This window comes from Erythrobacter sp. (assembly GCF_030066995.1).
In the GTDB taxonomy this organism is placed as follows: domain Bacteria; phylum Pseudomonadota; class Alphaproteobacteria; order Sphingomonadales; family Sphingomonadaceae; genus Erythrobacter.
This window is the reverse complement of record NZ_JASJAP010000004.1, coordinates 156,620-179,108: the sequence shown is the minus strand read 5'-3', so window position 1 is coordinate 179,108 and position 22,489 is coordinate 156,620. Positions and strand designations below refer to the sequence as shown.

Annotated in this window: 24 protein-coding genes and 1 tRNA gene; 14 read left to right on the top strand and 11 right to left on the bottom strand. The window is 61.4% G+C overall.

The window, feature by feature from the left end; genetic code table 11:
• Positions 1-132: 132 nt before the first annotated feature.
• The 4 genes from QNI87_RS10995 to QNI87_RS10980 all read left to right on the top strand — a co-directional run bounded on the left by QNI87_RS10995 (position 133) and on the right by QNI87_RS10980 (position 2,314).
• Positions 133-780 (top strand): RecX family transcriptional regulator, encoded by a 648-nt coding sequence (locus QNI87_RS10995; RefSeq protein WP_300596397.1) that lies wholly within the window; start codon positions 133-135, stop codon positions 778-780.
• Positions 767-1,309: a DUF192 domain-containing protein gene (locus QNI87_RS10990; RefSeq protein WP_300596394.1), complete on the top strand. Its 543-nt coding sequence runs from the start codon at positions 767-769 to the stop codon at positions 1,307-1,309. Before QNI87_RS10995 ends, QNI87_RS10990 begins: the two co-directional genes overlap by 14 nt.
• 69 nt (positions 1,310-1,378) lie before the next feature.
• Positions 1,379-1,801, top strand: coding sequence for an NADH:ubiquinone oxidoreductase subunit NDUFA12 (locus tag QNI87_RS10985; protein ID WP_300596392.1), 423 nt, complete (start codon positions 1,379-1,381; stop codon positions 1,799-1,801).
• A gap of 12 nt (positions 1,802-1,813) precedes the next feature.
• Entirely contained in the window at positions 1,814-2,314 is a 501-nt protein-coding gene (locus tag QNI87_RS10980) for a DUF2155 domain-containing protein (RefSeq protein WP_300596390.1), read from the top strand.
• On the opposite strand, the gene aat is transcribed toward QNI87_RS10980, so the two are convergent.
• The gene (gene aat / locus QNI87_RS10975; protein ID WP_300596388.1) at positions 2,251-2,997 is read right to left on the bottom strand and encodes a leucyl/phenylalanyl-tRNA--protein transferase; all 747 of its coding nucleotides are present in this window, start codon (positions 2,995-2,997) and stop codon (positions 2,251-2,253) included. The two genes, QNI87_RS10980 and aat, sit on opposite strands and share 64 nt — an antisense overlap.
• 111 nt (positions 2,998-3,108) lie before the next feature.
• Between aat and QNI87_RS10970 the strand changes: the two genes are divergently transcribed.
• Together QNI87_RS10970 and QNI87_RS10965 are read left to right on the top strand one after the other, a co-directional pair.
• A tRNA-Trp gene (locus QNI87_RS10970) sits at positions 3,109-3,184 on the top strand.
• 236 nt (positions 3,185-3,420) lie between these two features.
• A complete protein-coding gene (locus QNI87_RS10965) occupies positions 3,421-3,606 on the top strand; it encodes a hypothetical protein (protein ID WP_300596386.1) in 186 nt (61 codons plus the stop codon).
• Positions 3,607-3,696: 90 nt separating this feature from the next.
• On the opposite strand, the gene QNI87_RS10960 is transcribed toward QNI87_RS10965, so the two are convergent.
• The gene (locus tag QNI87_RS10960) at positions 3,697-5,229 is read right to left on the bottom strand and encodes an alanine/glycine:cation symporter family protein (RefSeq protein WP_300596383.1); all 1,533 of its coding nucleotides are present in this window, start codon (positions 5,227-5,229) and stop codon (positions 3,697-3,699) included.
• A 238-nt stretch (positions 5,230-5,467) separates the two neighbouring features.
• Here QNI87_RS10960 and secE point away from each other — a divergent pair, with 238 nt between their 5' ends.
• The 3 genes from secE to QNI87_RS10945 are packed head-to-tail and all read left to right on the top strand — an operon-like array spanning position 5,468 to position 6,682.
• A complete protein-coding gene (gene secE / locus QNI87_RS10955) occupies positions 5,468-5,683 on the top strand; it encodes a preprotein translocase subunit SecE (RefSeq protein ID WP_300596381.1) in 216 nt (71 codons plus the stop codon).
• A gap of 58 nt (positions 5,684-5,741) precedes the next feature.
• On the top strand, positions 5,742-6,278 hold the full coding sequence (gene nusG, locus QNI87_RS10950) for a transcription termination/antitermination protein NusG (protein ID WP_300596379.1): 537 nt from the start codon (positions 5,742-5,744) through the stop codon (positions 6,276-6,278).
• A 41-nt stretch (positions 6,279-6,319) separates the two neighbouring features.
• Positions 6,320-6,682 carry a hypothetical protein gene (locus QNI87_RS10945; RefSeq protein WP_300596377.1) on the top strand — a complete coding sequence of 121 codons (363 nt, stop codon included), beginning with the start codon at positions 6,320-6,322 and terminating at the stop codon, positions 6,680-6,682.
• Here QNI87_RS10945 and QNI87_RS10940 read toward each other — a convergent pair.
• The 3 genes from QNI87_RS10940 to QNI87_RS10930 all read right to left on the bottom strand — a co-directional run bounded on the left by QNI87_RS10940 (position 6,679) and on the right by QNI87_RS10930 (position 8,799).
• Entirely contained in the window at positions 6,679-7,509 is an 831-nt protein-coding gene (locus QNI87_RS10940; RefSeq protein WP_300596375.1) for a hypothetical protein, read from the bottom strand. The two genes, QNI87_RS10945 and QNI87_RS10940, sit on opposite strands and share 4 nt — an antisense overlap.
• Entirely contained in the window at positions 7,506-7,997 is a 492-nt protein-coding gene (locus QNI87_RS10935) for an ABA4-like family protein (protein WP_300596373.1), read from the bottom strand. The genes QNI87_RS10940 and QNI87_RS10935 overlap by 4 nt, the downstream gene beginning before the upstream one ends.
• Before the next feature lie 118 nt (positions 7,998-8,115).
• The gene (locus QNI87_RS10930; RefSeq protein ID WP_300596371.1) at positions 8,116-8,799 is read right to left on the bottom strand and encodes a PspA/IM30 family protein; all 684 of its coding nucleotides are present in this window, start codon (positions 8,797-8,799) and stop codon (positions 8,116-8,118) included.
• Positions 8,800-9,268: 469 nt separating this feature from the next.
• Between QNI87_RS10930 and rplK the strand changes: the two genes are divergently transcribed.
• The 3 genes from rplK to QNI87_RS10915 all read left to right on the top strand — a co-directional run bounded on the left by rplK (position 9,269) and on the right by QNI87_RS10915 (position 11,024).
• Complete coding sequence (gene rplK, locus QNI87_RS10925; protein ID WP_300596369.1) at positions 9,269-9,700, top strand: 50S ribosomal protein L11; 432 nt, start codon at positions 9,269-9,271, stop codon at positions 9,698-9,700.
• Between the two features lie 4 nt (positions 9,701-9,704).
• Positions 9,705-10,397 (top strand): 50S ribosomal protein L1, encoded by a 693-nt coding sequence (gene rplA, locus QNI87_RS10920; protein WP_300596367.1) that lies wholly within the window; start codon positions 9,705-9,707, stop codon positions 10,395-10,397.
• 267 nt (positions 10,398-10,664) lie between these two features.
• Entirely contained in the window at positions 10,665-11,024 is a 360-nt protein-coding gene (locus QNI87_RS10915) for a hypothetical protein (protein WP_300596365.1), read from the top strand.
• On the opposite strand, the gene QNI87_RS10910 is transcribed toward QNI87_RS10915, so the two are convergent.
• The 4 genes from QNI87_RS10910 to QNI87_RS10895 form a co-directional block, all read right to left on the bottom strand.
• Positions 10,983-11,921, bottom strand: coding sequence for a GNAT family N-acetyltransferase (locus QNI87_RS10910; protein ID WP_300596363.1), 939 nt, complete (start codon positions 11,919-11,921; stop codon positions 10,983-10,985). The genes QNI87_RS10915 and QNI87_RS10910 overlap by 42 nt on opposite strands.
• 9 nt (positions 11,922-11,930) lie before the next feature.
• Positions 11,931-12,911, bottom strand: coding sequence for a hypothetical protein (locus tag QNI87_RS10905; protein ID WP_300596361.1), 981 nt, complete (start codon positions 12,909-12,911; stop codon positions 11,931-11,933).
• A 66-nt stretch (positions 12,912-12,977) separates the two neighbouring features.
• A complete protein-coding gene (locus QNI87_RS10900) occupies positions 12,978-13,739 on the bottom strand; it encodes a molybdopterin-binding protein (RefSeq protein WP_300596359.1) in 762 nt (253 codons plus the stop codon).
• Between the two features lie 53 nt (positions 13,740-13,792).
• Positions 13,793-15,304: an NAD(P)/FAD-dependent oxidoreductase gene (locus tag QNI87_RS10895; RefSeq protein ID WP_300596357.1), complete on the bottom strand. Its 1,512-nt coding sequence runs from the start codon at positions 15,302-15,304 to the stop codon at positions 13,793-13,795.
• Between the two features lie 141 nt (positions 15,305-15,445).
• On the opposite strand from QNI87_RS10895, the gene QNI87_RS10890 reads away from it, so the two are divergent.
• Positions 15,446-17,467, top strand: a complete 2,022-nt coding sequence (locus QNI87_RS10890; RefSeq protein ID WP_300596355.1) for a TonB-dependent receptor — start codon at positions 15,446-15,448, stop codon at positions 17,465-17,467.
• Between the two features lie 192 nt (positions 17,468-17,659).
• Positions 17,660-20,218: a TonB-dependent receptor gene (locus QNI87_RS10885; protein ID WP_300596353.1), complete on the top strand. Its 2,559-nt coding sequence runs from the start codon at positions 17,660-17,662 to the stop codon at positions 20,216-20,218.
• 265 nt (positions 20,219-20,483) lie between these two features.
• Here QNI87_RS10885 and QNI87_RS10880 read toward each other — a convergent pair whose 3' ends face one another.
• Together QNI87_RS10880 and QNI87_RS10875 are read right to left on the bottom strand one after the other, a co-directional pair.
• Positions 20,484-21,647, bottom strand: a complete 1,164-nt coding sequence (locus tag QNI87_RS10880) for an acyl-CoA dehydrogenase family protein (protein ID WP_300596351.1) — start codon at positions 21,645-21,647, stop codon at positions 20,484-20,486.
• A gap of 64 nt (positions 21,648-21,711) precedes the next feature.
• Complete coding sequence (locus QNI87_RS10875; protein ID WP_300596349.1) at positions 21,712-22,485, bottom strand: crotonase/enoyl-CoA hydratase family protein; 774 nt, start codon at positions 22,483-22,485, stop codon at positions 21,712-21,714.
• Positions 22,486-22,489: the final 4 nt, after the last annotated feature.

Genomic DNA, 22,489 nt, shown 5'->3' with positions numbered 1-22,489 from the left:
TTGCTTGGCCCCAAGGGCCTGCGCTACTGTGTCCTTCAAGCTCTGGCCAAGAGCACCAAAGCCATCCGATTTTTTTCCATTTGATAACGACTGTGGCACGAATAAGGCGAAATGGTTTCACGAGAAAGCAAAATGTCATCACTTGGTAGTGAGACCTCCGGGCGCAAACAGAGCCCCGAACGCGCGCGAAAGGCACGCAAGCGTGCGCCTCTCGACGAGAGCGCCTTGCGCGATCTCGCCTTGGCCTACGTTGCGCGCTTCGCAACGACGGCGGCCAAGCTGGAGGGTTATCTCGCTCGAAAAATCCGCGAGCGCGGGGTTGCCGAAGACGCCGACGGGCGCACCAGCGAGCTTGACGTGACCGGGCTGGTGATGCGGCTGGTCGAGCTTGGTTACATCGATGACGAGGCGTATGCGCGCGGCCGTTCGCGCGACCTGACGCAGCGGGGCTATGGCAAACGCCGGGTTGAACAGGCGCTGTGGGCGGCGGGCGTTGAGGAACAGACCCGAGCGGACAACGCGCCCGGCGAAGCGGCAGGACGGCGCGCCGCCATGCTGCTGGCAAAGAAACGCGGCTTTGGCCCCTTCGCGCGCGCGTCTCTCGATGATGAAGCCGACAGCGAAGCTGTGCGCAAACGCAAGGAAAAACATATCGCCGCCATGCTGCGCGCCGGGCACGTGTTCGAACACGTCCGGTTCATCCTCGACGCGGCGCACGCAGACGACGTAGAAGGCTGGGTGATCGAGGCCGAAGAGGAAGAACGCGATGATCAGGTCTAGCCGCAGGACCGGCGATTGGAGGGGCGTGTGGGCCGTTGCGCTTGCGCTGCTGGTGGCGGCGTGTTCTCCGGTGGACGCGGCGAGGGAAGTGCCCACCGCTCCTTCGGCGACGCAGGCTGCGGACGCGTCCAAGAGCGCTGTCCATCCGATCTCCGGGCTTCAGATCGCCGAAGTCACTGTGGTTAGCGGAGGCAAGCGTTTCCCATTCAAGACCGAGCTTGCTTTAAGCCGCGAAGCGCAGACGCGCGGCCTCATGTTTCGCGAGGCACTGGCCGATGACGAGGCCATGCTGTTCCCCAACGATTCGCCGCAGATGCGCAGCTTCTGGATGAAGAACACGCCGATCAGCCTCGATATCATCTTCATCGGCCCTGATCGCCGGATCACGAATATCGCGACCGCGGTGCCCTATTCGCTCGATTCCGTGCCATCGGAAAGCGAGGTCATCGCGGTGTTCGAAATTCGCGGCGGGCTGGCTCAGGAATTGGGGATCAAGCCTGGCGACAGCGTCGAGTGGGAACTGCCCTGACGAGAGCCGCCGTGCGAACGCGGCAAAGTCACTTGGCGCGCCAGAGAGCTTGGGCTAAACGCCGCGACCATGGGAATCTTCGGAAAAATCTTCACCTGGTGGGATGGCGCGACGCTCGGCACGCATCTGTGGGCCAGCCGCCAGGGCGGCGAGCATGTCGGCACCGACCACGCGGGGAACAAATATTATCGCAAGCGGCGCAAGGGCGATGAAGCCTCGACCGGTTCCTACACGCAGCGTGAGCAGCGCTGGGTCATTTACGATGGCGCAAACGATGCAAGCCGCGTGCCCTCCGAGTGGCACGGCTGGCTGCACGGCGCGTTCGACGATGTGCCCGAGAGCCACTTGCCGCCCGCCAAGGTCTGGGAAGCCGATTACACGCCCAACGCGACCGGAACCGCCAAAGCCTATCTGCCACAAGGCGCGCTTGAGCGCGGCGGCAAACGCGCAAAGGCGGATGGCGATTACGAAGCCTGGTCGCCTGAGAGCTGACTGTACTTCACCATGCGCCCGCCATTTCTGATTGCCGCCGGGGCCCTTGCGTTCGTCGTCAGCGCCTGCGGTGAAACTGCGGGAGAGGGCGAGGCGCTGGGTGAGAGCGCGGCGGTCGAGCCTGCAGGTGAGACGGAGGGTGAGCCGGACACCGACGCGGTCGAAGGGGCAACGCCGGTCGAGGAACGCGTCGCAACCATCGGCCTGCTCAACAAGCGCAACAATCTGAGCCAGGATTTCGAGATGCGTCCGGGCGATGTGCGCGAGGAGGGTCCGGTTATCCTGCGCCTGGCTACGTGCGAACGAACCGCGCCGTGGGAAATGCCTCAGGAAACCGGCGCGTTCGTGCAGCTTGATGTGCTTGAGCGCGGGCAGAGCGAACACACGCGGGTTTTTTCAGGCTGGCTTTTCAAGGAATCGCCCAGTCTCAACGTTGTCGAACACCCGATCTACGATGTCTGGGTCAAGGATTGCGCGATGCGCTTTCCGGGCGAGTCATCGGGCAACAGCTGAACGCCGGGGACAGAGCCCGCAACCGCTTCGCGCGTAAAGGCTTTGTACGCCTCCATCAGGCTCATTCGTGGTCGACCCCGCGCCCGCTCCAGCGCCTGCAAATACATGCGCTGCGGCATCTCGATCGCTCCGAGCGAGGCCAGGTGATCGGTCATGAACTGGCAGTCGAGCAGTTGATAGCGCGCCCGGCGCATCAGCGCGACCAGCCAGGCGAGCGCGACCTTGCTGGCGTTGTCTGTTCGCGAAAACATGCTCTCGCCGCAAAAGACCCGCTCAAAACACACGCCGTACAGTCCTCCCATCAGGACAGGCGGCCCGTCGGCCTGGTCCGAGGCGCGCCAGCATTCGATCGAATGCGCGTGCCCCGCTTCATGCAGCGCGACATAGCTGCGCAAGATGCGATCGCTGATCCAGGTTTCCGGGTGGCCGGGACGTGGTTCGGCGCAGGCCTTCACCACCTCTTCGAACGCGCCGTCGAGCGTTACAACAAAGCGATCCGCGCGCACGACCTTGCGCAGCGACTTTGACAGGTGGAACAGGTGCAGCGGCAGGATCGCGCGTTCCCGCGGCTCTACCCAGAAGATGTCCGGATCCTCGCGCTTGTCGGCCATCGGGAAAATCCCGCTGCGATAGGCGAGCAGCAAGGTCTCGACGGGAATCGCGCTGCGCAAGGGAGAATGCATGGGGCCAAGAGTAGCAGGCGAGGCTCTTCAATAAAGTACGAAGGCGACAAGTTGATGCTTGAGAGTGTTGCTTCGCCCTCTCGGCTCCTCTAAAGGCGTGCGTCCAAGTGCAGGGGCGTAGCTCAGTTGGTAGAGCATCGGTCTCCAAAACCGAGGGCCACGGGTTCGAATCCTGTCGCCCCTGCCATTTCCTCCCATGTCGCAGAAGAAGGCCGTCGGCCCGCTTTGGGCATCCGCTGCGCCTGCAACCACGCGCGCGGAAACTGCCCGGTGATCGCACACCGCCTCGGCTCCGATCCTGAACCGGAAATAACCCGCGATTTCAGCATCCGGTCAGGAGCGCTTGGGCATGTAATTTCTGCATCGGAAAACGGGAACTGACGACCTTCGAGTTGCGCCAGGAACCCTGAAAGGAGGACGAAAATGTCTTATCTTAGTCTCAACCGTCCGCAGCCGAAACTCGCGGGTGAGCCGCTGGCGATTTCGGCGCTGTGCGTGCGCGCGCTTCCTCGCGGGGTGGTGAGAGCGCGACGCGCAAGCGCCGATGCGCGCGAACCGGGAAGCGGCGCGTTGGCGCGCCTTGCCCAATGGCTGCGCGCAGGGCGCTGATCATCCTGCCTTCAAGCTGAGACCCACACGCGCCGAGTGCAGGTGGAACCTTCCCTTCGAGCCGCGCATGGCCGCGTCTGAACGGGCCGCTCAGTATTCCTCGGGCTCTTCGGGGGTTTCCTTGCCGTAGGTCTTGCCGGCGTGCTTGTCGCCGCGCGCGAGCTTGAACACGACGCCGGACAAAAGGACAAGCGCGAGAAGGTTGGGCAGCGCCATCGCGGCGTTCGAAATGTCGCCCAGACGCCAGACCAAGGTTAGATCCTGCGTCGATCCGACATAGATCACGACGCACCACAGGACGCGCCAGATCATGTGAAGGATCTTTTCACCCCGCCGCGAGGAACCGGGCACACGGTCATAGATGAACGTGATCGCCCGCTCCCCGTAATAGCTCCAGGTGAGCAAGGTGGTAAAGACGAACAGGATAAGCGCGATCGAAGCGATAAGCGTGCCCACCGGGATGGAAGCGATCGTGAACGGGAGCGCGGCCGCGAAGGCGCCGCTGGTCATGGCAAAACCGCGCAGATCGCTGTTCCAGGCGTGATTCACTGCTTCGCCGCCGCCGGTGAACTCGCCTTGCACGGTCAGAATAACAAGCGCTGTCATCGTGCAGATCACCACGGTGTCAATGAACGTGCCCAGCATCGCCATGCGGCCCTGCTGCTCGGGATCGTTGGTCTGCGCAACCGCGTGCGCAATCGGCGTTGAACCTTGTCCCGCCTCGTTAGAGAACAGGCCGCGCGCCGCGCCAAAGCGGATCGCGATGATGAGAGCTGCGCCAAGAAAACCACCGGTTGCAGCCTGCGCATTGAACGCGCCGTGGAAGATCAACCCGAAGGTTTCGGGCAGATCGCCAGCGTGCAGCGCCAGCACGATGACCGCCATCGCGATATAGGCGGCGGCCATGAAGGGAATGATCTTTTCAGCCACGCTGCCGATCGACTTGATCCCGCCGATAATCACGATGAAAACCAGCACCGCGACAATCGCGCCGCCCAGCCACTCCTCGATCCCGAACAATTCGTTGAGCCCGTCCGCCACGGCGTTGGCCTGGATCGAATTTCCGGTGACCATCGCCGAAAACAGCGTGCCAAGGCAGAAGACGATGGCAAGCCACGTGTATTTCGGACCCAGACCCAGCATGATGTAGGTCATCGGACCCCCGCGATAGACCCCATCCGAGGTCTTCTCGCGATAGCGGATCGCCAAAGAGCCTTCGCCAAAGGCCAGAGCCATGCCGAAGATCGCGGTGATCCACATCCAGAAAACCGCCCCTGGTCCACCCATCGCGATCGCGGTGGCAACGCCGGCCAGATTGCCGGTGCCAACCTGACCCGAAAGCGCGGTGGACAAGGCGGCAAACGGGCTGATTTCCCCGTCGCCTTCGCCCTTGCGGCTCCGGAACAGGCCGGCAAACGCGCCTCCGAGTTTCACGAGTGGGTAAAAACGCAGCCCCACCATCATGTAAAAGCCGATACCGAACAGAACGATGACCATTGGCGGGAACGGCTCTCCGGCAATGGTCAGGAAGGGCTCGCCCATCCATGTGCCCACCCAGATGAAATCGGAAATGTTGGTGACATGGTCGATCAGGCTCATTCCGCCTGCGTCATTGGCTGCCATGTGGTGAGATATCCCTGTAGTTCTTTGCCCGAAGCGACGCACGCTAGAGTTGTGCGCCGCAAAACGAAAGCCCCTAGCTCCAAGCTCGCGCTTGCAATTCCTCTGCGACGGGCATAATGGCAACACGTCTTCCCGGACATCGCAGATTTCAAAGCTTGAGCGGCGACCTTGTCCCGCAGAGCGATGAGCCCTACCTGTCGGGGAGACGAAACCTTTTTGCAAAGAGCGCCGCACGATCATGGCCGAAGAAACCAAACCGAAGAAAACCAGCGTCCCCGAATTCGTCAATCAAGTGCGTTCGGAGACTTCGAAAGTCGTGTGGCCCACGCGCGATGAGACGATCCGCACCGCGATCTTCGTCTTCATCATGATGGTGCTCCTGGCGCTGTTTTTCCTTGGCATCGACACCGTGTTCCAGGCGGTGGTCAACTTCGCGCTCTCGCTCTCGATCTAAGGCCGCGCCTCAACCCAAGGGCGCTCACGAAGCCCCATTATACTGTGCAGGAAACACCATGGCTCGCTGGTACATCATCCACGCCTATTCCGGTTTTGAAAACAAGGTGAAGGAATCGATCCTCGCCGAAGCGGAACGGCTCGGCCTTTCCGAAGGCGTCGAGGAAATCGAAGTGCCGACCGAGACCGTAACCGAAGTGAAACGCGGCAAGAAGGTGCAGGTCGAGCGCAAGTTCATGCCCGGCTATGTCCTCGCCAAGCTACGGATGAACGATGATATCTATCACCTCGTCAAGAACACGCCGAAGGTGACGGGATTCCTGGGCAACAACAACAAGCCCCAGCCGATCAGCGAGAAAGAGGCCGCGCGCTACTTTGGCGGGGTCGAGGAAGCCAAGGCCGCACCCAAGGCGCAGGTCAATGTCGATTATGAGATCGGTGATCAGGTCAAGGTGCTCGACGGACCCTTTGCGAGCTTTAACGGCGTTGTGGAAGAGCTCGATTTCGACAAGGGCAAGGTCAAGGTCAGCGTCTCGATCTTCGGCCGCGCTACCCCGGTTGAACTCGACTTCGAACAGGTTGAACTGGTAAAGTGAGCTTCTGAGCTGAGACTGACGCCTGAGGGAGACACGCGAAGATGAAAGCGCCGACAGCCAACCTGCTCAACGCTTTTGTCCTGATCGCGATGTCGGCCTGGGCTTATCTGTCCTCCGTGACGCCCTCGCTCACCGCTGTGATCCCCGGCGTGTTCGGAATGGCGCTGTTGCTGTGCCAGCAGGGTGTGATGCGCGAGAACAAGCTGATTGCGCATGTGGCCGCGGGGCTGACGCTGGTGGTGTTCGTGGCCCTTATCATGCCGCTGCGCGGCGCCTTTGCTCGCGGCGACACCTTGGCCATCCTGCGCGTTGCGGCGATGATGGCGACCAGCTGGTTCGCCATGATCGCATTCATCCGCAGTTTCATCGCCGCGCGCAAGGCGCGCGAAGTCACCGCGCCCTAGGCCGGCCAGAAGGGCTGACCGGCCTTGGCCTGAAGGAACAGCGCGGCGGCCAGGCCCAGTTGCGCCAGCGTCACGCCAGCCACGATCCCTTTCGCGTTCCATTCCCGGCGATCCGCCAGCCACCCGGCGAACGGAACGGTCTGCATCAGGTGCAGGCTGACAAAATGCGCAGGCCGCAGGTCGCCATATTCTCTCGACCAGCCGAAGAAGGGCACGGTCGCTCCGCCGCCTTCCAGCGGCGCGCCGACATAGCGGCTGGAACTCGACATTTCGAAGCCGAAGTAAAGCGTCGAGAAAAACGCGCCCGTCAGGCCCACGACCGAGCCAAGCCACAAACCAAAGCGCGAGCGGTCTCCCTTGCGCCAGATTTGCACGGCGAGCGCCATCGCGATTGTCATCAGCAGGAACGCGCCCACGCCCATCGCGGCGTACATCAGTCCCTCGAACTGGCTGTCGTAATTGAAATGCGAGCGCTTTGCCTGCGCGGCCTGAACGGCCACCCAAACGTATTCGAGCAGGAGCGCGAAACCCGCCAGATAACTGAACACGATCAGGGTTGGCCCGGTGCGTACTTTGCGCGGTACAAGCTGTGCGAGCGCAGTGATCGTGAAGAAGTGCAGAGCGAGCGAGATGTTGAATTTCTGAGGCTTCACCCAGACCGGAGCGCTGTCGAGCGCGCGCGGGTCGATCAGCATGGCGGGCACAAACACGACAAAGCTCGCAGCCATTAGCAACGCCAAGGAGAGGTTGAGCTGCGTCATATGGTCGCTCGAAAGCCGGGGGACGAGAGAAACCGGATCGCGGGCGGGAGCGTCTGTGGTGGTCACGCCGGAAACTCCCGCATCGCGGGGTCGGAGCTTCCGCGCGGCCAGCGCAGCGTGCCCGCCTTGATGGTGAGAAAGATCGCTAGACCAATCGGGCCGAGCATGAACGTCGCGACAAGGATCGGCGCCTGCACCAGCCGGTTGAGGCCGATCTTGTCCGCTTCGACCGCGATCCAGCCGCCTATGAACAGATCGAAGGCGAGATAGTGAACCCATCCCGCCAGCAGCATCTCTCGCTTGCCCAACACGGCGGCCACCTGATCGAGCGAGCCGAAGCCGCCATTATCGACGCTGAAGAAATAGGCCATCGCAAAACCCGCGTAGAGCAACGCGATGCCGAACGGGATCACGTAGCGCGCAATCGCGAAGAGCCACGCGCCGTACCCTCCGGGGAAGGAGCGAGGCGCGAAGATCAGGATCAGCCACCCCGCCATGGCAGCCTGGCCAGCCCAGCCGAACCATTGATCAAGGCTTATGGACGAAATGGGCAACGCATCCTCCCGTTATGATCCCGCTAGGCGAGATAGGGAGGATCGTTCGGGGTGTCTAGTGCGAGTAATACACCTGAAGCGCGGTTGAACCGGTGCCGCTGGAGAGCTGCGCGTTGGTCTATTTCTTGGCGGCGCTTCTCTTCCTGGGAGCCTTCTTCGAACCCGCGCCCTTCATCGCGGCCAGCTCGTCGTCGATCTTGCTCTCGCGGCGCATCGTTTCGATCTCTTGCTCGACTGAGGCCTGCGCGCGCTTCTCGATAGAGCCATCAGTCGCAAACTCGGTGCGCTTTTCAAGCTCGGATATGCGGTTGCGATGCCGATCAGCCTTCGAGGGGGCGCGGCCGACCGTTTCGGTGGACGCGTGGTGAGCGTCGGCGGCGCTTTGTCGGAGAATCTGCTCGCGCGTTTCCTCACGCTTGGCCTCAAGCTCGCTTATCGCTTCGTCAATCTCTTTGAGGTCCGCTTCGGCCGCAGCACTATCGGCGTCAAGCTTGGCGAGCGCCGCGCGGCAATCCTCTCGCGCCATCAGCGCCTGCCGGGCGAGATCTTCGCGCCCGTGGTCCATCGCGATCTTCGCCTTCTCGCCCCAGTCCGCCTCGCGCATCTCTTGCTGCGTCTTCTGCTCGTCCAGCCGCGACTTGCGCCGGTCGGCGCGGGTGCGTTCGCCCTGAAGCGCGATGATCGATTCCTCGATCTCACGCTGCAAGTTGCCCAGCATCTTGACCGGGTCGGACGCGGTCTCGATCACGCTTGTCACATTGCTCGAAATCAGTTCTTTGACCTGGATCGCCACGCGCAGCATTGTGTTAGTCCCCTAAAGCCTCGTGTGCACTAGCGATAAGCTATAGAAATTAACAGGATATTTTCTTGGCGCGTTCGTAGTGCGGCAGGCCGTTTTCCTACTGCACCTGCCTGCGGTAAGCCGCTTCTCTATGTCTCGCTCGCTTTTCCCTGCCGCCTCGCGCCCGTCGGATCGGGCGTCGTGGAACCCGCATTCGAGGGGGCGCCTTTTTTGCTTCAGGACAGTGTTCCATGTGTTCCAGGCGTTCTCTACGTGCGATGAGTTGAGCCGTCCGGGCCGATGGGTCGCACAGCGGACGCAAAGGTTGCAATCCGGACGCGAACCGCTAAATGGCGCGCTTCGCGTTCGGCAACGGCGCGATTCCACGCGGGAGGCGGGCCAAGGGGCTCGCTGCTGGACCGCTTAACATGAGAACGCAGCCTTGGCCCAACGCCGCGGCCGCGTTCGACAGTGAGAAAGGAGGCCAGCGATGGCCAAGAAAATCGAAGGCTATATCAAGTTGCAGGTGCCTGCGGGCACCGCAAACCCTTCGCCCCCGATCGGTCCCGCGCTCGGTCAGCGCGGCGTCAACATTATGGAATTCTGCAAGGCGTTCAACGCCGCGACGCAGGATCTTGAAAAGAACGCGCCGATCCCGACCACGATCACCGTCTACGCCGACCGTTCGTTCACCTTCACCTTCAAGAGCCCGCCCGCGAGCTACATGATCAAGAAGGCGGCCAAGCTGAAGTCGGGCTCGAAAGAGCCGGGCAAGGTGTCCGCCGGTTCGATCAAGTCGAGCCAGGTCAAGGAAATCGCCGAGGCCAAGATGAAGGACCTCAACGCGAACGATATCGATGCGGCCATGAAGATCATCGAAGGCTCGTGCCGTTCGATGGGCCTCGAAGTGGTGGAGGGCTGAACCAATGGCGAAGATGACGAAGAAGCAGAAGGCGATCGCGCAGCTCGACAGCGAGAAGCTGTATACGGTTGATGAAGCGATTGCGACGCTGCGCGAGCACAAGGCGAAGTTTGACGAGACGGTTGAGATCTCGATGAATCTGAGCGTTGACCCGCGTCACGCCGACCAGATGGTTCGCGGCATGATCTCGCTGCCCTCGGGCACGGGCAAGGACGCCAAGGTTGCGGTCTTCGCGCGCGGCGACAACGCCGAAAAGGCCACTGCGGCTGGCGCGGACAAGGTTGGCGCCGAAGACCTGATGGAAGACATGCAGAACGGCAATCTCGACTATGACCGCGTGATCGCGACGCCGGACATGATGGGCGTGGTGGGCCGACTGGGTAAGATCCTTGGCCCCAAGGGCCTGATGCCGAACCCCAAGCTTGGCACTGTCACCCCCAATGTGGAGCAGGCCGTCAAGGACGCCAAGGGCGGCCAGGTCGAATTCCGCGTCGAGAAGATGGGCATCATCCACTCCGGCATCGGCAAGCTGTCGTTCAAGGACGAGGACCTGAAGGCAAACTTCAAGGCGATTACCGATGCGGTCGTGAAGGCCAAGCCGTCGGGCGCGAAGGGCAAATACGTCAAGAAGGTCTCGTTGACCTCGACGATGGGCCCGGGCCTCAAGATCGATATCGCGGAGGTGGAAGGCGCGTAAGTTCGCGTTTTCCTACACTCTGCAAGCGGAGTAAGAGGCCGGGGATGCGTATCCCCGGCCTTTTTTTTGCCCTTTTGCGCGAAGGGTGCGGCGGTTTGGTCCGTCGGCGGCGGAGCTGCATCTCGCGCGCTCAACGCGAAGGGCAGCGCGCGTGACTTCTTCGAGGCGGTGTAACGAAGAGCGCACTTGCGGCGAACAACCGGCATCAATCGTCGCTGGAGACCCGATCTCCCTCGCTATTCGCTTGCTTTTCGCACGGGAGCCCTCATGTTTTACCAGACGGCAACGGACATCACCCCCGGTGTTCGGCCGATCGCCCCGACCGAACTCTTCGAAGGAGACACTATGCTAAATCCCAAATGGGGCGTGATTGCGGTCGCCTTGGCCGTCTTCGCCCTGGCGGCGAGCTATGACGCTCAGCTGGGATTGGGTGTCGGGATCGGTCTGGTTGTGATCGTGGCGATTGCGCTGTGGATCAGGGTTCGGTTTGCGCTGCAACCCGGCGAGAGCCCAGCGGACCGATCGAAGCTGGCAAGCCGCTTCAAACGGCTGGGGCGAAACCGCCGAGCCGCGCAAGCGGCGGAGTTACGCTCGCAATCGCGCTCGGAGCCGGGCGAGCCCTCCTGAACGCTGGGCAAACGCCTTGGCCGCGCCCACGCTCGCGTCAAAAGCGTCGCGTCCCGCCGCTAGCGCGCGGTTGGCCAAGGTCGGCGAAAGCAACGCGAAACTCGCGCAGCAAACGCTATCGGTTGCAAACAACGCCTTGTGCGCGCCGTCGCCTTCGGTGAAGTCGAAGTGGCTAAAGCGCTGCTCGGCAAACAGTCTCTCCAGCGCCTCCATCTGCAAAACGGTGCCCGGCGAGAAGCGCGCCCAATGCGGATCGTATCCCAGATGCGCGTAGATAAGGGTGGTGCCGCGGACCGGAAGGGCGAGATACGCAATCGGAGCGTCCGGCCCTTCGAGCAGGAAGCAACGGATCCGATCGGCCTCGGCGAGAGCGAGCATCTCGGATTGCGCGGCCTGATCCTCGGGCAGACCGGCGTTCAGCAGGCGAGCCTGATAGGTCCGCGCCGAAAGCGGCAGCGCGCGGGCGAGAAACCGCTCGATCTGAGCTGGAGAGCGATGCTCGCTGATGGCGAAGCTTGCTCCGACTTCGCCTTCCAGCTTGCGTGCCTTTCGACGGAGCGTGGAGCGGGTCTTGCTCGAAAAGCGCGCCAGGTAGTCATCAAACGAGCCATCCATGGCCACGAAGCGCCGCGGGTAGTCCTGCCGCGCGCCGACGATGTGATCGGGAAAGCGCTCCAGGATCGAAGGGATGTGGGCAGTGGGAGCGGACAAAACCCGCCAGCCGTCTCGCCCCGGAGACGGAGGCTCGATGCGCTGCGAGGGCTCGCTCAGCGCCTGAGCGAGAGTGAACGACCAGGTGGCCAGGTCGCGTTCGACCGATGCCAGCCGGCGCGCGCCGATGGTGAAGTCGATGCTCGCTCGGTTCTTGACGAGGCTGGAGGGAACTTGCGCGCTCAAGGGAGGGCTTCACCGGGTACCATAAAGCGCGTTCGACACCGCCTGCTCCACCATGCGCGCGCCGGTGCGCAAAGCGCTGGCGGGAAGCAGCGGGGTGGGCGTGCGGGCGGCGCGGACCCGCGGCGGTTCATAGCGATAGGTCGCGCTCGCAACACCCTTGGTGTCGCGCAGAAACGCGCACAGTCGGTCAAAGCGACGTTGCACGATGCGCTTGGCTACCCGCTTCTCGCGGCTGAAGAACTCAAAGCTGTGGCTGACGAGCGTCAGGCTGTCCTGGCCTGTGTCGCGGGCGTGAACAATGGCTGCGCTAAGCTCGGCGAAAGACAGCGCGGTGATTTGCGCGTGCCTTTGAGCGCCGCCTCCCAGAGCTTCGATCGAGCCAACGGGCACCTCGATGACGCCGTTATGGAAGAGCGGAGAGCGATCGTCCGGACCCAGCGAGAGCCGACTGGCGCTTCCGGCAAGCGCGGGACAGTGGCTGGTGTCGTACTCCATTCCCAACGTGGCGAGCGCCCGCAGGGTGTCATCGTTCGCGCCGTAATTGCCCGCTCGAAAGGCAACGGGTGCTGGCGCGCCCGCGGCGATGAGCTGCGAGCGGGCGTATTCGATCAGCGTGCACTGATCCTCGAACGCGAACTCGAACAGGTTTTGCCCGGTGCGTCTCGAAGCGAGCGGATGGTGATCCCCTGCCCATTGCAGCCATTCGGTGTGGAGGTGCAACTGCACATCCTGGCCCGCGTCGAGGATGGGCGCCACGATGTCCTCGATCGCCGCCGTTCCCCACAAAAGGGCGGGCATGGGATCGACGAAGAAGACCGCGCTCTGTCCGGTCTCCTGCAAGCGTGCAAGCGCGTGAGGAAGCCCTGCAGTGACCCTGCTGGAGACACAAGCGATGGAACGAGCGTAGTTGTCTGCGCGTTCGTCCGGGCTGCCGCTCCGGACAAGGCCCGAGGAATACTCCGTGTCGATTGTGATGTAGACGCGGGTCATAGCGCTAAGAGGCTAGCAGCGCAGGGTTAATTGCGCGTTTGCCTGGGCTGCGGCGATGCGCGTTTCTCAGATGCCGCCCGGTGTGAAATCGTACCCGTTCGTGGCCAAGCCGTCGCACAAAGTGTCGACGCAGCTTTGGAGGTCGTCCGCGCTGGTCGAGCGGATCACGAAGTTCGCGCCGACCTTGCCATCGCGAAAGAACGGATAGGACCCGATCTGGCAATTCTCGTGGGCTTGCTCGGTCTCGCGCAATAGGCCCGCCACTTCGCTTTCGGCTGTCCAGCAGCCGACCGTCTCGGTGAGCAGGGTCGCGCCGCCTTCAAGCTCGCCGGTCAATGCGTCGAGCATTCCCGCGGTGATGTGGGGCACGCCCGCCATCAGGATCACATTCCCGCGGCGAATGCCCGGCGCGCCGGACATGCGGTTCGGGATTAACTCAGATCCCTGCGGAACGCGGGCCATGCGCAAGCGGCCTTCGTTCAGTCCGCCTTTGTCGGCGTAGTAGCGTTCGAGGAGCGCGCGCGCGTCTTCGTGGATGATGACCGGAACGCCCAGCGCCGCCGCCACGGCATCGACGGTGATGTCATCGTGCGTCGGTCCGATCCCGCCGGTGGTAAAAAGGTAATCGTTGGCTTTGCGCAGCGCGTTCACGGCCTCGATAATCGCGTCCTGATCATCGGCAACGATGCGGACTTCGGCCAGACGGATACCTTGCACCTGAAGCCAGCTTGCAACCTGGGCGATGTTCTTGTCGTGCGTGCGGCCAGAGAGGATTTCATCGCCAACTATGACGAGGCCGGCGGTCCAGATCTTGTCGGGAGAATTCATGGGGGACGATCTAGTTCAAGAACCCCGCAAATTCCACCGCGTTCGCTTCGATACTATTCCGCCGCTTCGAGCTGCTCATCCGGTTCGCAGGCGTTGGCTCCGGCGCGGCTGAAGGTGAGCAGGCCATCCTCGACCGGATCATTCTGCATCAGCTTGCGATCAGCCACATATTCCTGATTCAGACGCCAGGGATAGGAAACGGCGTTTTTGGGATTGATGTCCTTGGCGCGCGCCAGATAGCCGCTTGAGAAACCTTCGAAGATGTCTTCGACTTCCAGCGTCGCTTCCATTTCAGGTGTGAGCACAGGGGTGACGATATCCGCGCCCTTTACGCGCATCGTGTTGAGGACACGGCAGACATAGTCCGAGTTGATGTCTGCGCGCAGCGTCCAGCTGGCGTTGATATAGCCGAACACCACCGCAAGGTTGGGCAGGTTCGAATACATGCAGCCCTTGTAATAGAAACGCTCGGAGAAATCGACGTGCTTGCCGTTTACGCTGATGTCGATCTTGCCTGCGATCGCAAGTTTTAGTCCGGTGGCGGTGACGATGATGTCCGCGTCGAGAAGCTCACCGGATTTCAGGCGAACGCCCTCTTTCTCGAACGCCTCGATATGGCCAGTTACCACTTCGGCCTTGCCCGACCGTATCGCTTTGAACAGGTCGTCATCGGGGACCAGGCACAAGCGTTGTTCCCACGGATTGTAGGGCGGTGTAAACGCCGCCTTGTCGTAGCCCGGACCCAACGCTTTCTCGATGCCCTTATAGAGCGTTTGCTTCACCTTCTCTGGCTTGGTGCGCGCCGTCTTGAAGGCGTAGTCCTGCATCCGGATATTCTTGAAACGGGTGATCGAATAGGCGAGCTTGTCGGGCAAGATCTTGCGCAGAACGTTCGCGATCCGGTCTTTCGCAGGCCGTGCGAACATCCAGGTCGGCGTGCGCTGCAACATGGTGACCTTGGCCGCCCTGTCGGCCATTGATGGCACGATCGTCACGGCGGTGGCGCCCGACCCGATGACCACGATCTTCTTGCCGCTGTAGTCGAGATCCTCCGGCCAGAATTGCGGATGGATCACCTGCCCCTCGAAGTCGCCAAACTGGAAGCCGGCGTCGTAAGGCTCATCGTAATCGTAATAGCCCGAGCCAAGGTAGAGGAAATTCGCCGTCAGGCGGGTGGTCGAGCCGTCGTCGAGCTCCATTACGACATGCCAGCGCGCTTCGTCCTCGCGAAAATCGGCGGAGACGACCTTGTGACCAAAGCGGATATGCTTTCGGATATCGCGCTCATCGACGATCTTGTTGAGGTATTCCAGAATAGCCGGAGCGTCCGCGATCGATTTTTCGTGCCGCCACGGCTCGAAATCGAAACCAAGCGTGTGCATGTCGCTGTCCGAGCGGATACCGGGATAGCGGAACAAATCCCAAGTCCCGCCCAGGTTCTCGCGACGCTCCACGATCGCGTAACTGTGGCCCGGCGCTTTCATTTCCATATGCGCGGCCATGCCAATGCCGGAAATCCCGGCGCCAACGATGAGGACGTCAAAATCAGGGGGTGTTGCGAGCATGGTGTCTGGGGCCTCTTCTCTCTCCACGAGAGAAACTATCGGTTTCGAGTGCGAAACGCGAGTCTTGATTGCAAAATGAAACTGGTCCCATTTTGCCGCATTGCGCGTGACCTTGGCGGATCAAGGCTTTAGGCGCGCCCCATGACCTTCCGATTTTCCTGCGCCGCGTGCATGCTCGCTGCCGTTCTACCGTTTCCTGTCGCCGCCCAAGATGATGCCGAGGAGCCGCAAGAGGAAGGTATACTGGTTACAGGAGAGGGCCTTGAGCCTGCGCTGTCCAACAGCGTGTACGCCACGGTTGAGCTTCCGCGCGAGATCATAATCACAAGCGCTTCGGGACGTCTCGACGATGCGCTGCGCAACGTCGCCGGCTTTCAGCAGTTCAGGCGCTCGGACAGCCGATCCTCGAACCCGACGGCGCAAGGTGTAACCCTTAGAGCGCTGGGAGGTAACGCCACGAGCCGGGCCTTGGTGCTGCTCGATGGCGTTCCGATCGCCGATCCTTTCTTCGGCTATGTTCCCTTCACCGCCGTTGGCCCGGACACGCTCGGGACCGTTCGTGTCACCCGCGGCGGGGGGGCGGGCGCGTTTGGTTCAGGCGCGCTGGCGGGAACGATAGAGCTTGAGAGCGCTGGCCCCGAGGCGCTTGGGCGTTTCAGCGGTTCGCTACTCGTCAACGATCGCGAGGAGACCGAGGCGAGCGGCGCGCTCACGACAAAACTCGGGGCTGGCTTTGCAACCGTTAGCGGACGCTGGGATCGTGGCCAGGGTTTCTTCACGGCGCCTGAGGATCAGCGCACGCCCGCCTCCGCCCGAGCCGCCTTTGAGAGCTGGCAGGTAGGCTTGCGCGGGGTTGCGCCCCTCAGCCCCAATGTCGAACTGCAGGCGCGCGTCAGCCTTTTCGAAGACCAGCGAACATTGCGCTTCGACGGCGCGGATTCGATGACCGAGGGTCAGGACGCGAGCGTGCGGGTGGTCGGGCGCGGCCAATGGGAATTCGACGCGCTTGCTTACGTGCAGGCGCGTAATTTCAACAACGTCGTGATCTCCTCGACACGGTTCGTGCCGGTCCTCGATCAGCGCAACACACCCTCGACCGGTCTTGGCGGCAAATTCGAAATCCGTCCGCCCATCAGCGAAGCGCATGAAGTGCGGCTGGGCGCTGATTATCGCCGCGCGGACGGCGAGTTGTTCGAGGACGCCATCAGCGCCTTTACCGGTCTGATTACCGAGCGTCGAAACGCTGGTGGCAACACGTCAAACCTGGGTGTTTTCATCGAGGACGACTGGCAGATCGGGCCGCTTCTGTTGACCGGGGGATTGCGAGCAGACCACACGCGAATCGAAGATGGCTTCTTCCGCGCGCGCAATGCGACCAGCGTTCTTGTCACCGAGACGATCGCTGAAGATCGTTCTGACTGGGCGCTCAATTGGCGCGCGGGCGCAAAGTTCAACGCCTCGCGCCGTCTCGAAATGCGAGCGGCAGCCTACACCGGCTTGCGACTGCCGACCTTGAATGAACTGTATCGACCCTTCGTTGTGTTTCCGGTTGTCACACAGGCCAACGCCGAACTGGAGAATGAGCGCCTTGAAGGCTTTGAACTCGGACTCGACTGGTACCCAAGCCGCGAAATTGCCCTGTCCTTGACCGCGTTTGACAATCGCGTGGAAAACGCCATCGCCAATGTGACCCTCGAGCCCAATCTTCGCCAAAGGCAAAATCTGCCCGCAATCGACGCGCAAGGGATAGAAGCGAACGGCGTGCTTGTTTTCGGGAAGATGAGCTTTGATGCCTCGGTGACGTATACCGACGCCACTATCGATGGCGAGGGCGACAGCGCGGCGCTCAATGGCAATCGGCCTCCACAGACACCGGAGTTCTCGGCTTCGACGACGCTGGCCTGGCAGCCTGCGCAAGGGTGGCGGCTAGCGGGCACTTTGCGTCACATAGGCGCGCAGTTCGAGGACGATCAGGAAACCGACCGATTGCCGCCGGCCACCACTCTTGATCTGTTTGCCTCCGCCCGGATTTCGAAGGGCGTGTCGATTATTCTTCGAGCCGAAAACCTCTTTGACGAGGAGATCGTGACTCGCAACGCGGGCGGAGCGATCGATCTCGGCGTACCGCGCACGATCTGGGCGGGGCTGCGCGTGGGCCTTTAGGGCGAAACCGCAATCGGACCGAGTGGCGGCGGTTGGGTAATAATGCTGCGCCGCAGCGTGATTTGTGATATTTTTGCTACATTTAGGCAAGAACTATGCCCGGAGTCTTGCGGCTTAACCGCGCGCTGATAGTCTCCAATCTTACGGAAAGCCCGAAAGCGGGCCGCCGGGGTAAGTTGGAGAGGACATTTTATGAAACGCAAGCTTGCAGCGTACGCTGCGGGTCTGATGGCCTGCAGCTCGTTCACCGCACCCGCCTTCGCGCAGGAAATTCCCGAGGGTCTCGAAGCTCCTGAAGCCAGCCAGGATGTCATCATCGTGACGGCGACCCGCCGAGCTCAGGACGTTCAGGACATCCCGATCGCGGTGACCGCGATTTCGCCGGAGGCGCTCAATAACCAGGGTGTCGACAACATTCGCGAGGTCACCGACCTCGCTCCCAGCTTCACCTCAAGCCAAGCCCAAATCGCCTCAGGTTCGGTCGTGCTCCGTATTCGCGGTGTGGGGACGACCTCAAACAATATCGGTTTTGAAAGCGCGGTCGGCATCTTTATCGACGGTGCCTATCAGTCGCGACCGGGCGTGGCGCTCAACGAATTCGTCGATATCGAGCGCGTGGAAGTGCTGCGTGGTCCACAAGGCACCTTGTTTGGCCGCAACACCTCGGCCGGCGCTCTTAACATCACCACCAAACGACCCGAGCTGGGCGAATTCGGCGGTTTCGTAAACGCGGGCTACGGAAATTTCGACGAAATCAGCTTGCAAGGCGCGGTCAACGTACCTCTTACCGAAGACACTCTGGCCCTGCGCGTCACTGGCGCGTTTCGTCAGCGCGACGGCTTCCTTGATGTTGTCGATGAAAACGGTGTGAAGTTCGACGAAACCAACGACGTCGACCAATACCTTGTTCGCGCGCAATTAGGGTGGGAAACCGATAGCGGCTTTCGTGGTCGCCTGATCGCGGATTATTCGAACAACCAGTCTAGCTGCTGCGGCGCGATCGAGCTTTACCAAACCCCGCTTGTGCCTACGGGCGCGTTTGAGCGAGTGGGGCTTGGCGCCAACGGAGGTAACGGACAGCCTGTTGTCTCGGACAACCCTTTTGGTCAGGCTGAGTTCGAACAAGCTCTTGATAACAGAACGATTTCGGCCAGCTTCGCGCCTATCGCGGATATCGACAATTACGGCCTGACCGGTGAGATCGAATTCCCGGTTTCGGACAACGCAGACCTCATCTTTATCGGCTCGTATCGCCAATTCGAAGGCATGGAGTTTTACGATTCAGACTTCACCGCGCTGGATATCTTTAACGTCGGCGTCGATTCTGACATCGAAACGTTTACGGCGGAAATGCGGATCCAAGGCGAAACCTTCGGAGGCAAGCTCAACTACATGGTGGGGGGCTTCTTCTCGGATGAAACGATCGATCAATCGACTTCGTTCTTCCTCGGATCGGATTATGACGCCAACGCCGGTGCGCTGTTTGGCGGCATCCCGGGGCTAGAGCAGCCCATTCAAACCTTTACCGGTGCCGATGCGACCGGCACGGAGACGGTCAACCGATTCCAGCAAGACGCGCAAAGCTACGCAATCTTCACCCACAACTCGCTGGAGCTTGTTGAGGGCCTCGAACTGACGGTGGGCGCGCGCTATGTTTGGGAAGAAAAGGAAGGCGGCTTCACTCAGACAGAGACGAATAACACGATCTGTCCAGCTACTCTTGACGCTCTTGCGGCCGGGGTCGTTCCAGCCGCGCTAACCGACGGGTTGTTCGCCCTTGGCTGTTTCAGCTTCGCGGCGCCAGCGGACTTGCCTCAGGCGGCTGCACTGCCTCTGGTTGAGACGTTTGAGGACACGTTCAGCGATGAAGAGCTGATCTACACCGTTCGTTTGGGCTACGAATTTCCCGACACGCCCATCAACGTCTACGCCAGCTTCACGCATGGTATCAAAGCGGGCGGTATCAACCTCGACACGACAGCCGCTGTCGATGGCGCTAGCCCCACCTTTGAGTCCGAAGAAGTCGATGCGTGGGAGATCGGTTTCAAGAGCCGCCTTATCGACGACGCGCTTACGCTCAATGTCGCAGCCTTCATTGAGGAATTTACGAACTTCCAGGTTCTTGAGTTCACCGGTTTGGCGTTCGAGACCTTCAACGTACCGAAAGCGGAATCCAAGGGTGTCGAAATAGAAAGTCTCTGGCGCGTTAGTCCGGAGCTTTCGATCAGCGCCTCGGCGACGATTCTCGACGCCCGCTATCCCGAAGATTGCGCGGGAGACCAGACTGACAACGTGACGATCGCGTCGCTGTGTGGTTTCGATCTAACGAACGCGCCTGGCGTGATCGGGATCATGGGGGCCAATTATGAGAAGCCCATTGGCAATGGTATGGACTTCTTCTTTGCGGGCCAGATCCGTTTGGAAGGCGACCAGCGCACCTCGACCCAAGCGATTGTTCCGCCTGACGATGCGGCCATTGCGGCAGCGGGTAGCGTGGAAGCCGCGATTGATGCCGCTCCTCTCATCATCGGAGACGTGCAGGACGGGCAGGAATTCATCAACCTGCGCGCTGGCCTGCGTTTCAACGATGGCGCCTATTCGATCGAGGGATTTGTCAACAATCTGACCGACAACGTGGTGCGCGGGGTTACCTTCAACACCACGTTGCGTGGGTCGGGCGCAGCCAACTCGCGTTCCGCCTTTTCGCTGCAACCGCGCACCTATGGTGTTGTGGTTCGCGCGAAGTTCTGATTGAGGCGCAAGTAGAAAGTGGGGCGGTTTCGGAAACGGAGCTGCCCCTTTTTTGTTGTCTCGTCATTGCGAGCGAAGCGTGGCAATCCAGAGTGGTTCGCTCCACCGTTCTGGATTGCTTAGTCGCTTCGCTTCTCGCAATGACGAGGTGTAAGAAAAACAAACGAGGGCGGCGTGGGGTTCATCCAAGCCGCCCCAATTTATGCGTGGGGAGACCCCCACTTCTCATTCTCCTTCCAATGGGGAAGGGAAGCAGGCGTTCCGCTCACATAGATCTCGCGATCAGCATCTTCATGATCTCGTTCGAACCGCCATAGATCCGCGCGATGCGGGTGTCGCGGTACATGCGGCCGATGGCGTAATCGTTGGTGTAGCCCGCGCCGCCGTGGAATTGCAGGCACTTGTCGACCACTTCGCTCTGAAGCTCGGTCACCCAGTACTTCGCCATGCTAGCGGTGGCCACATCCAGCTTGCCCTCCAGCAGCTTCTCGATGCAGTCGTTGACGAACACACGCGCCGCCGTGCCGCGCGCCTTAAGGTCTGCGAGCACGAACTGCGTGTTCTGGAAATCCCAGATCGTTTTCCCGAACGCCTTGCGGTTCTTGACGTAGTCAACCGTGACTTCGAGCGCTTTCTCGATACCCGTCATGGCGCCCATCGCAATGACGAGGCGCTCTTGTGGCAGCTCGCCCATAAGCTGGTAAAAGCCCTTGCCCTCGACCCCGCCGAGGACGTTGTCGCCGGGGATAAAGACGTTGTCGAAAAACAGCTCCGAGGTGTCCTGCGCATCGAGACCGACCTTGTCGAGTTTCTTGCCGCGCTGGAAGCCATCCGCGCCTTCGGTCTCCAGAAGCATAAGCGAGATGCCTTTGGCGCCCTCGTTCGGATCGGTCTTCGCGACGACAATGATGAAGTCGGCGGTCTGGCCGTTCGAGATCCAGGTCTTCGACCCGTTGAGCCGGTATCCATTGCCGTCTTTCAAGGCGGTGGTCTTGATGCTCTGAAGGTCTGAGCCCACGTCCGGTTCGCTCATGGCGATTGCGCTGACGAGTTCGCCGGTGACGAGCTTGGGCAGATACTTCTGCTTCTGCTCTTCCGTCCCGTGGCGCACGAGATACGGCAGGATGATCGTGTTGTGCAAGGACGCGGCAAAGCCTTCGACGCCGTGCTTCGCTTGCTGGTCGATCACCACCATGTCGTGGCGGAAGTCGCCGCCATGGCCGCCATACTCGGTGGGAACCGAGACGCCGAGCAGGCCAGCTTCTCCCGCTTCGTGCCAGAACTCGCGTTCCACCTGGCCGTCCTCACGCCATTTCAGAATGCGCTTTTCCGGCGCGTGTTGCTGGTAGAACTTGCCAACCGCGTCAGCGAAAATCGAAATTTCCTCGTCTTCCATGAAGGCGGGTTGGGGCACGTCGATGACGGGCATAATCTCTCTCCTCAAATCCCAAATTAATTACGCGGGGGCACCACGAAAGGATGCCCCGGCGCGATCATTTGCCCTGCCAGTTGGGCGGGCGCTTCTCGGCGAAAGCGGCGGCCCCTTCGCGCGCGTCTTGCGATACGAATACCGGCGCGATCAGCTGGGCCTGTTTCTCGTAACGCTCATCCATTGCCCAGCCGCGCGACTCCCGGATAATCTGCTTGGAGACTTGCACCGCAAGCGGTCCATTGGCGGCGATGCGCGCGGCAAGCGCAAGCGCGCCTTCAAGCGCAGCGCCCTCGGTCACCTCGTTGATGAGGCCCAGCTCATACGCGCGCGGCGCGTCGATAAAGTCGCCGGTCAGAGCCAGCTCCATCGCGATACGCTCGGGGATCTGGTCGGGCAGCATCATCACCCCGCCCGCCGCGGCGACGAGGCCGCGCTTGGCTTCCGGGATGCCGAACTTCGCCTTGGAAGACGCAACCACAAGATCGCAGGCGATCATCAGCTCCAAACCACCCGCCAGCGCGTAGCCTTCGACCGCCGCGATCAGCGGCTTGGCTGGCGGGGCCTGAACGACGCCGCCAAAGCCGCGGCCTTCGACCGTCGGGCTCTCGCCCCGAAGGAAGCCTTTGAGGTCCATCCCCGAGCAGAACGTGCCGCCCGCGCCGGTCAAAATGCCGACGCGCAGCGCATCGTCGGAATCCAGCCGGTCCATGGCTGCTGCGATGCCCTCGGCGGCGGCCTTGGTCATGGCGTTCTTCGCTTCGGGGCGGTTGATCGTGACGATCAGCACGCCGTCCTTGACTTCGGTCAGGACTTCTTGGGTGGGGGTGTCGGTCAAAGCT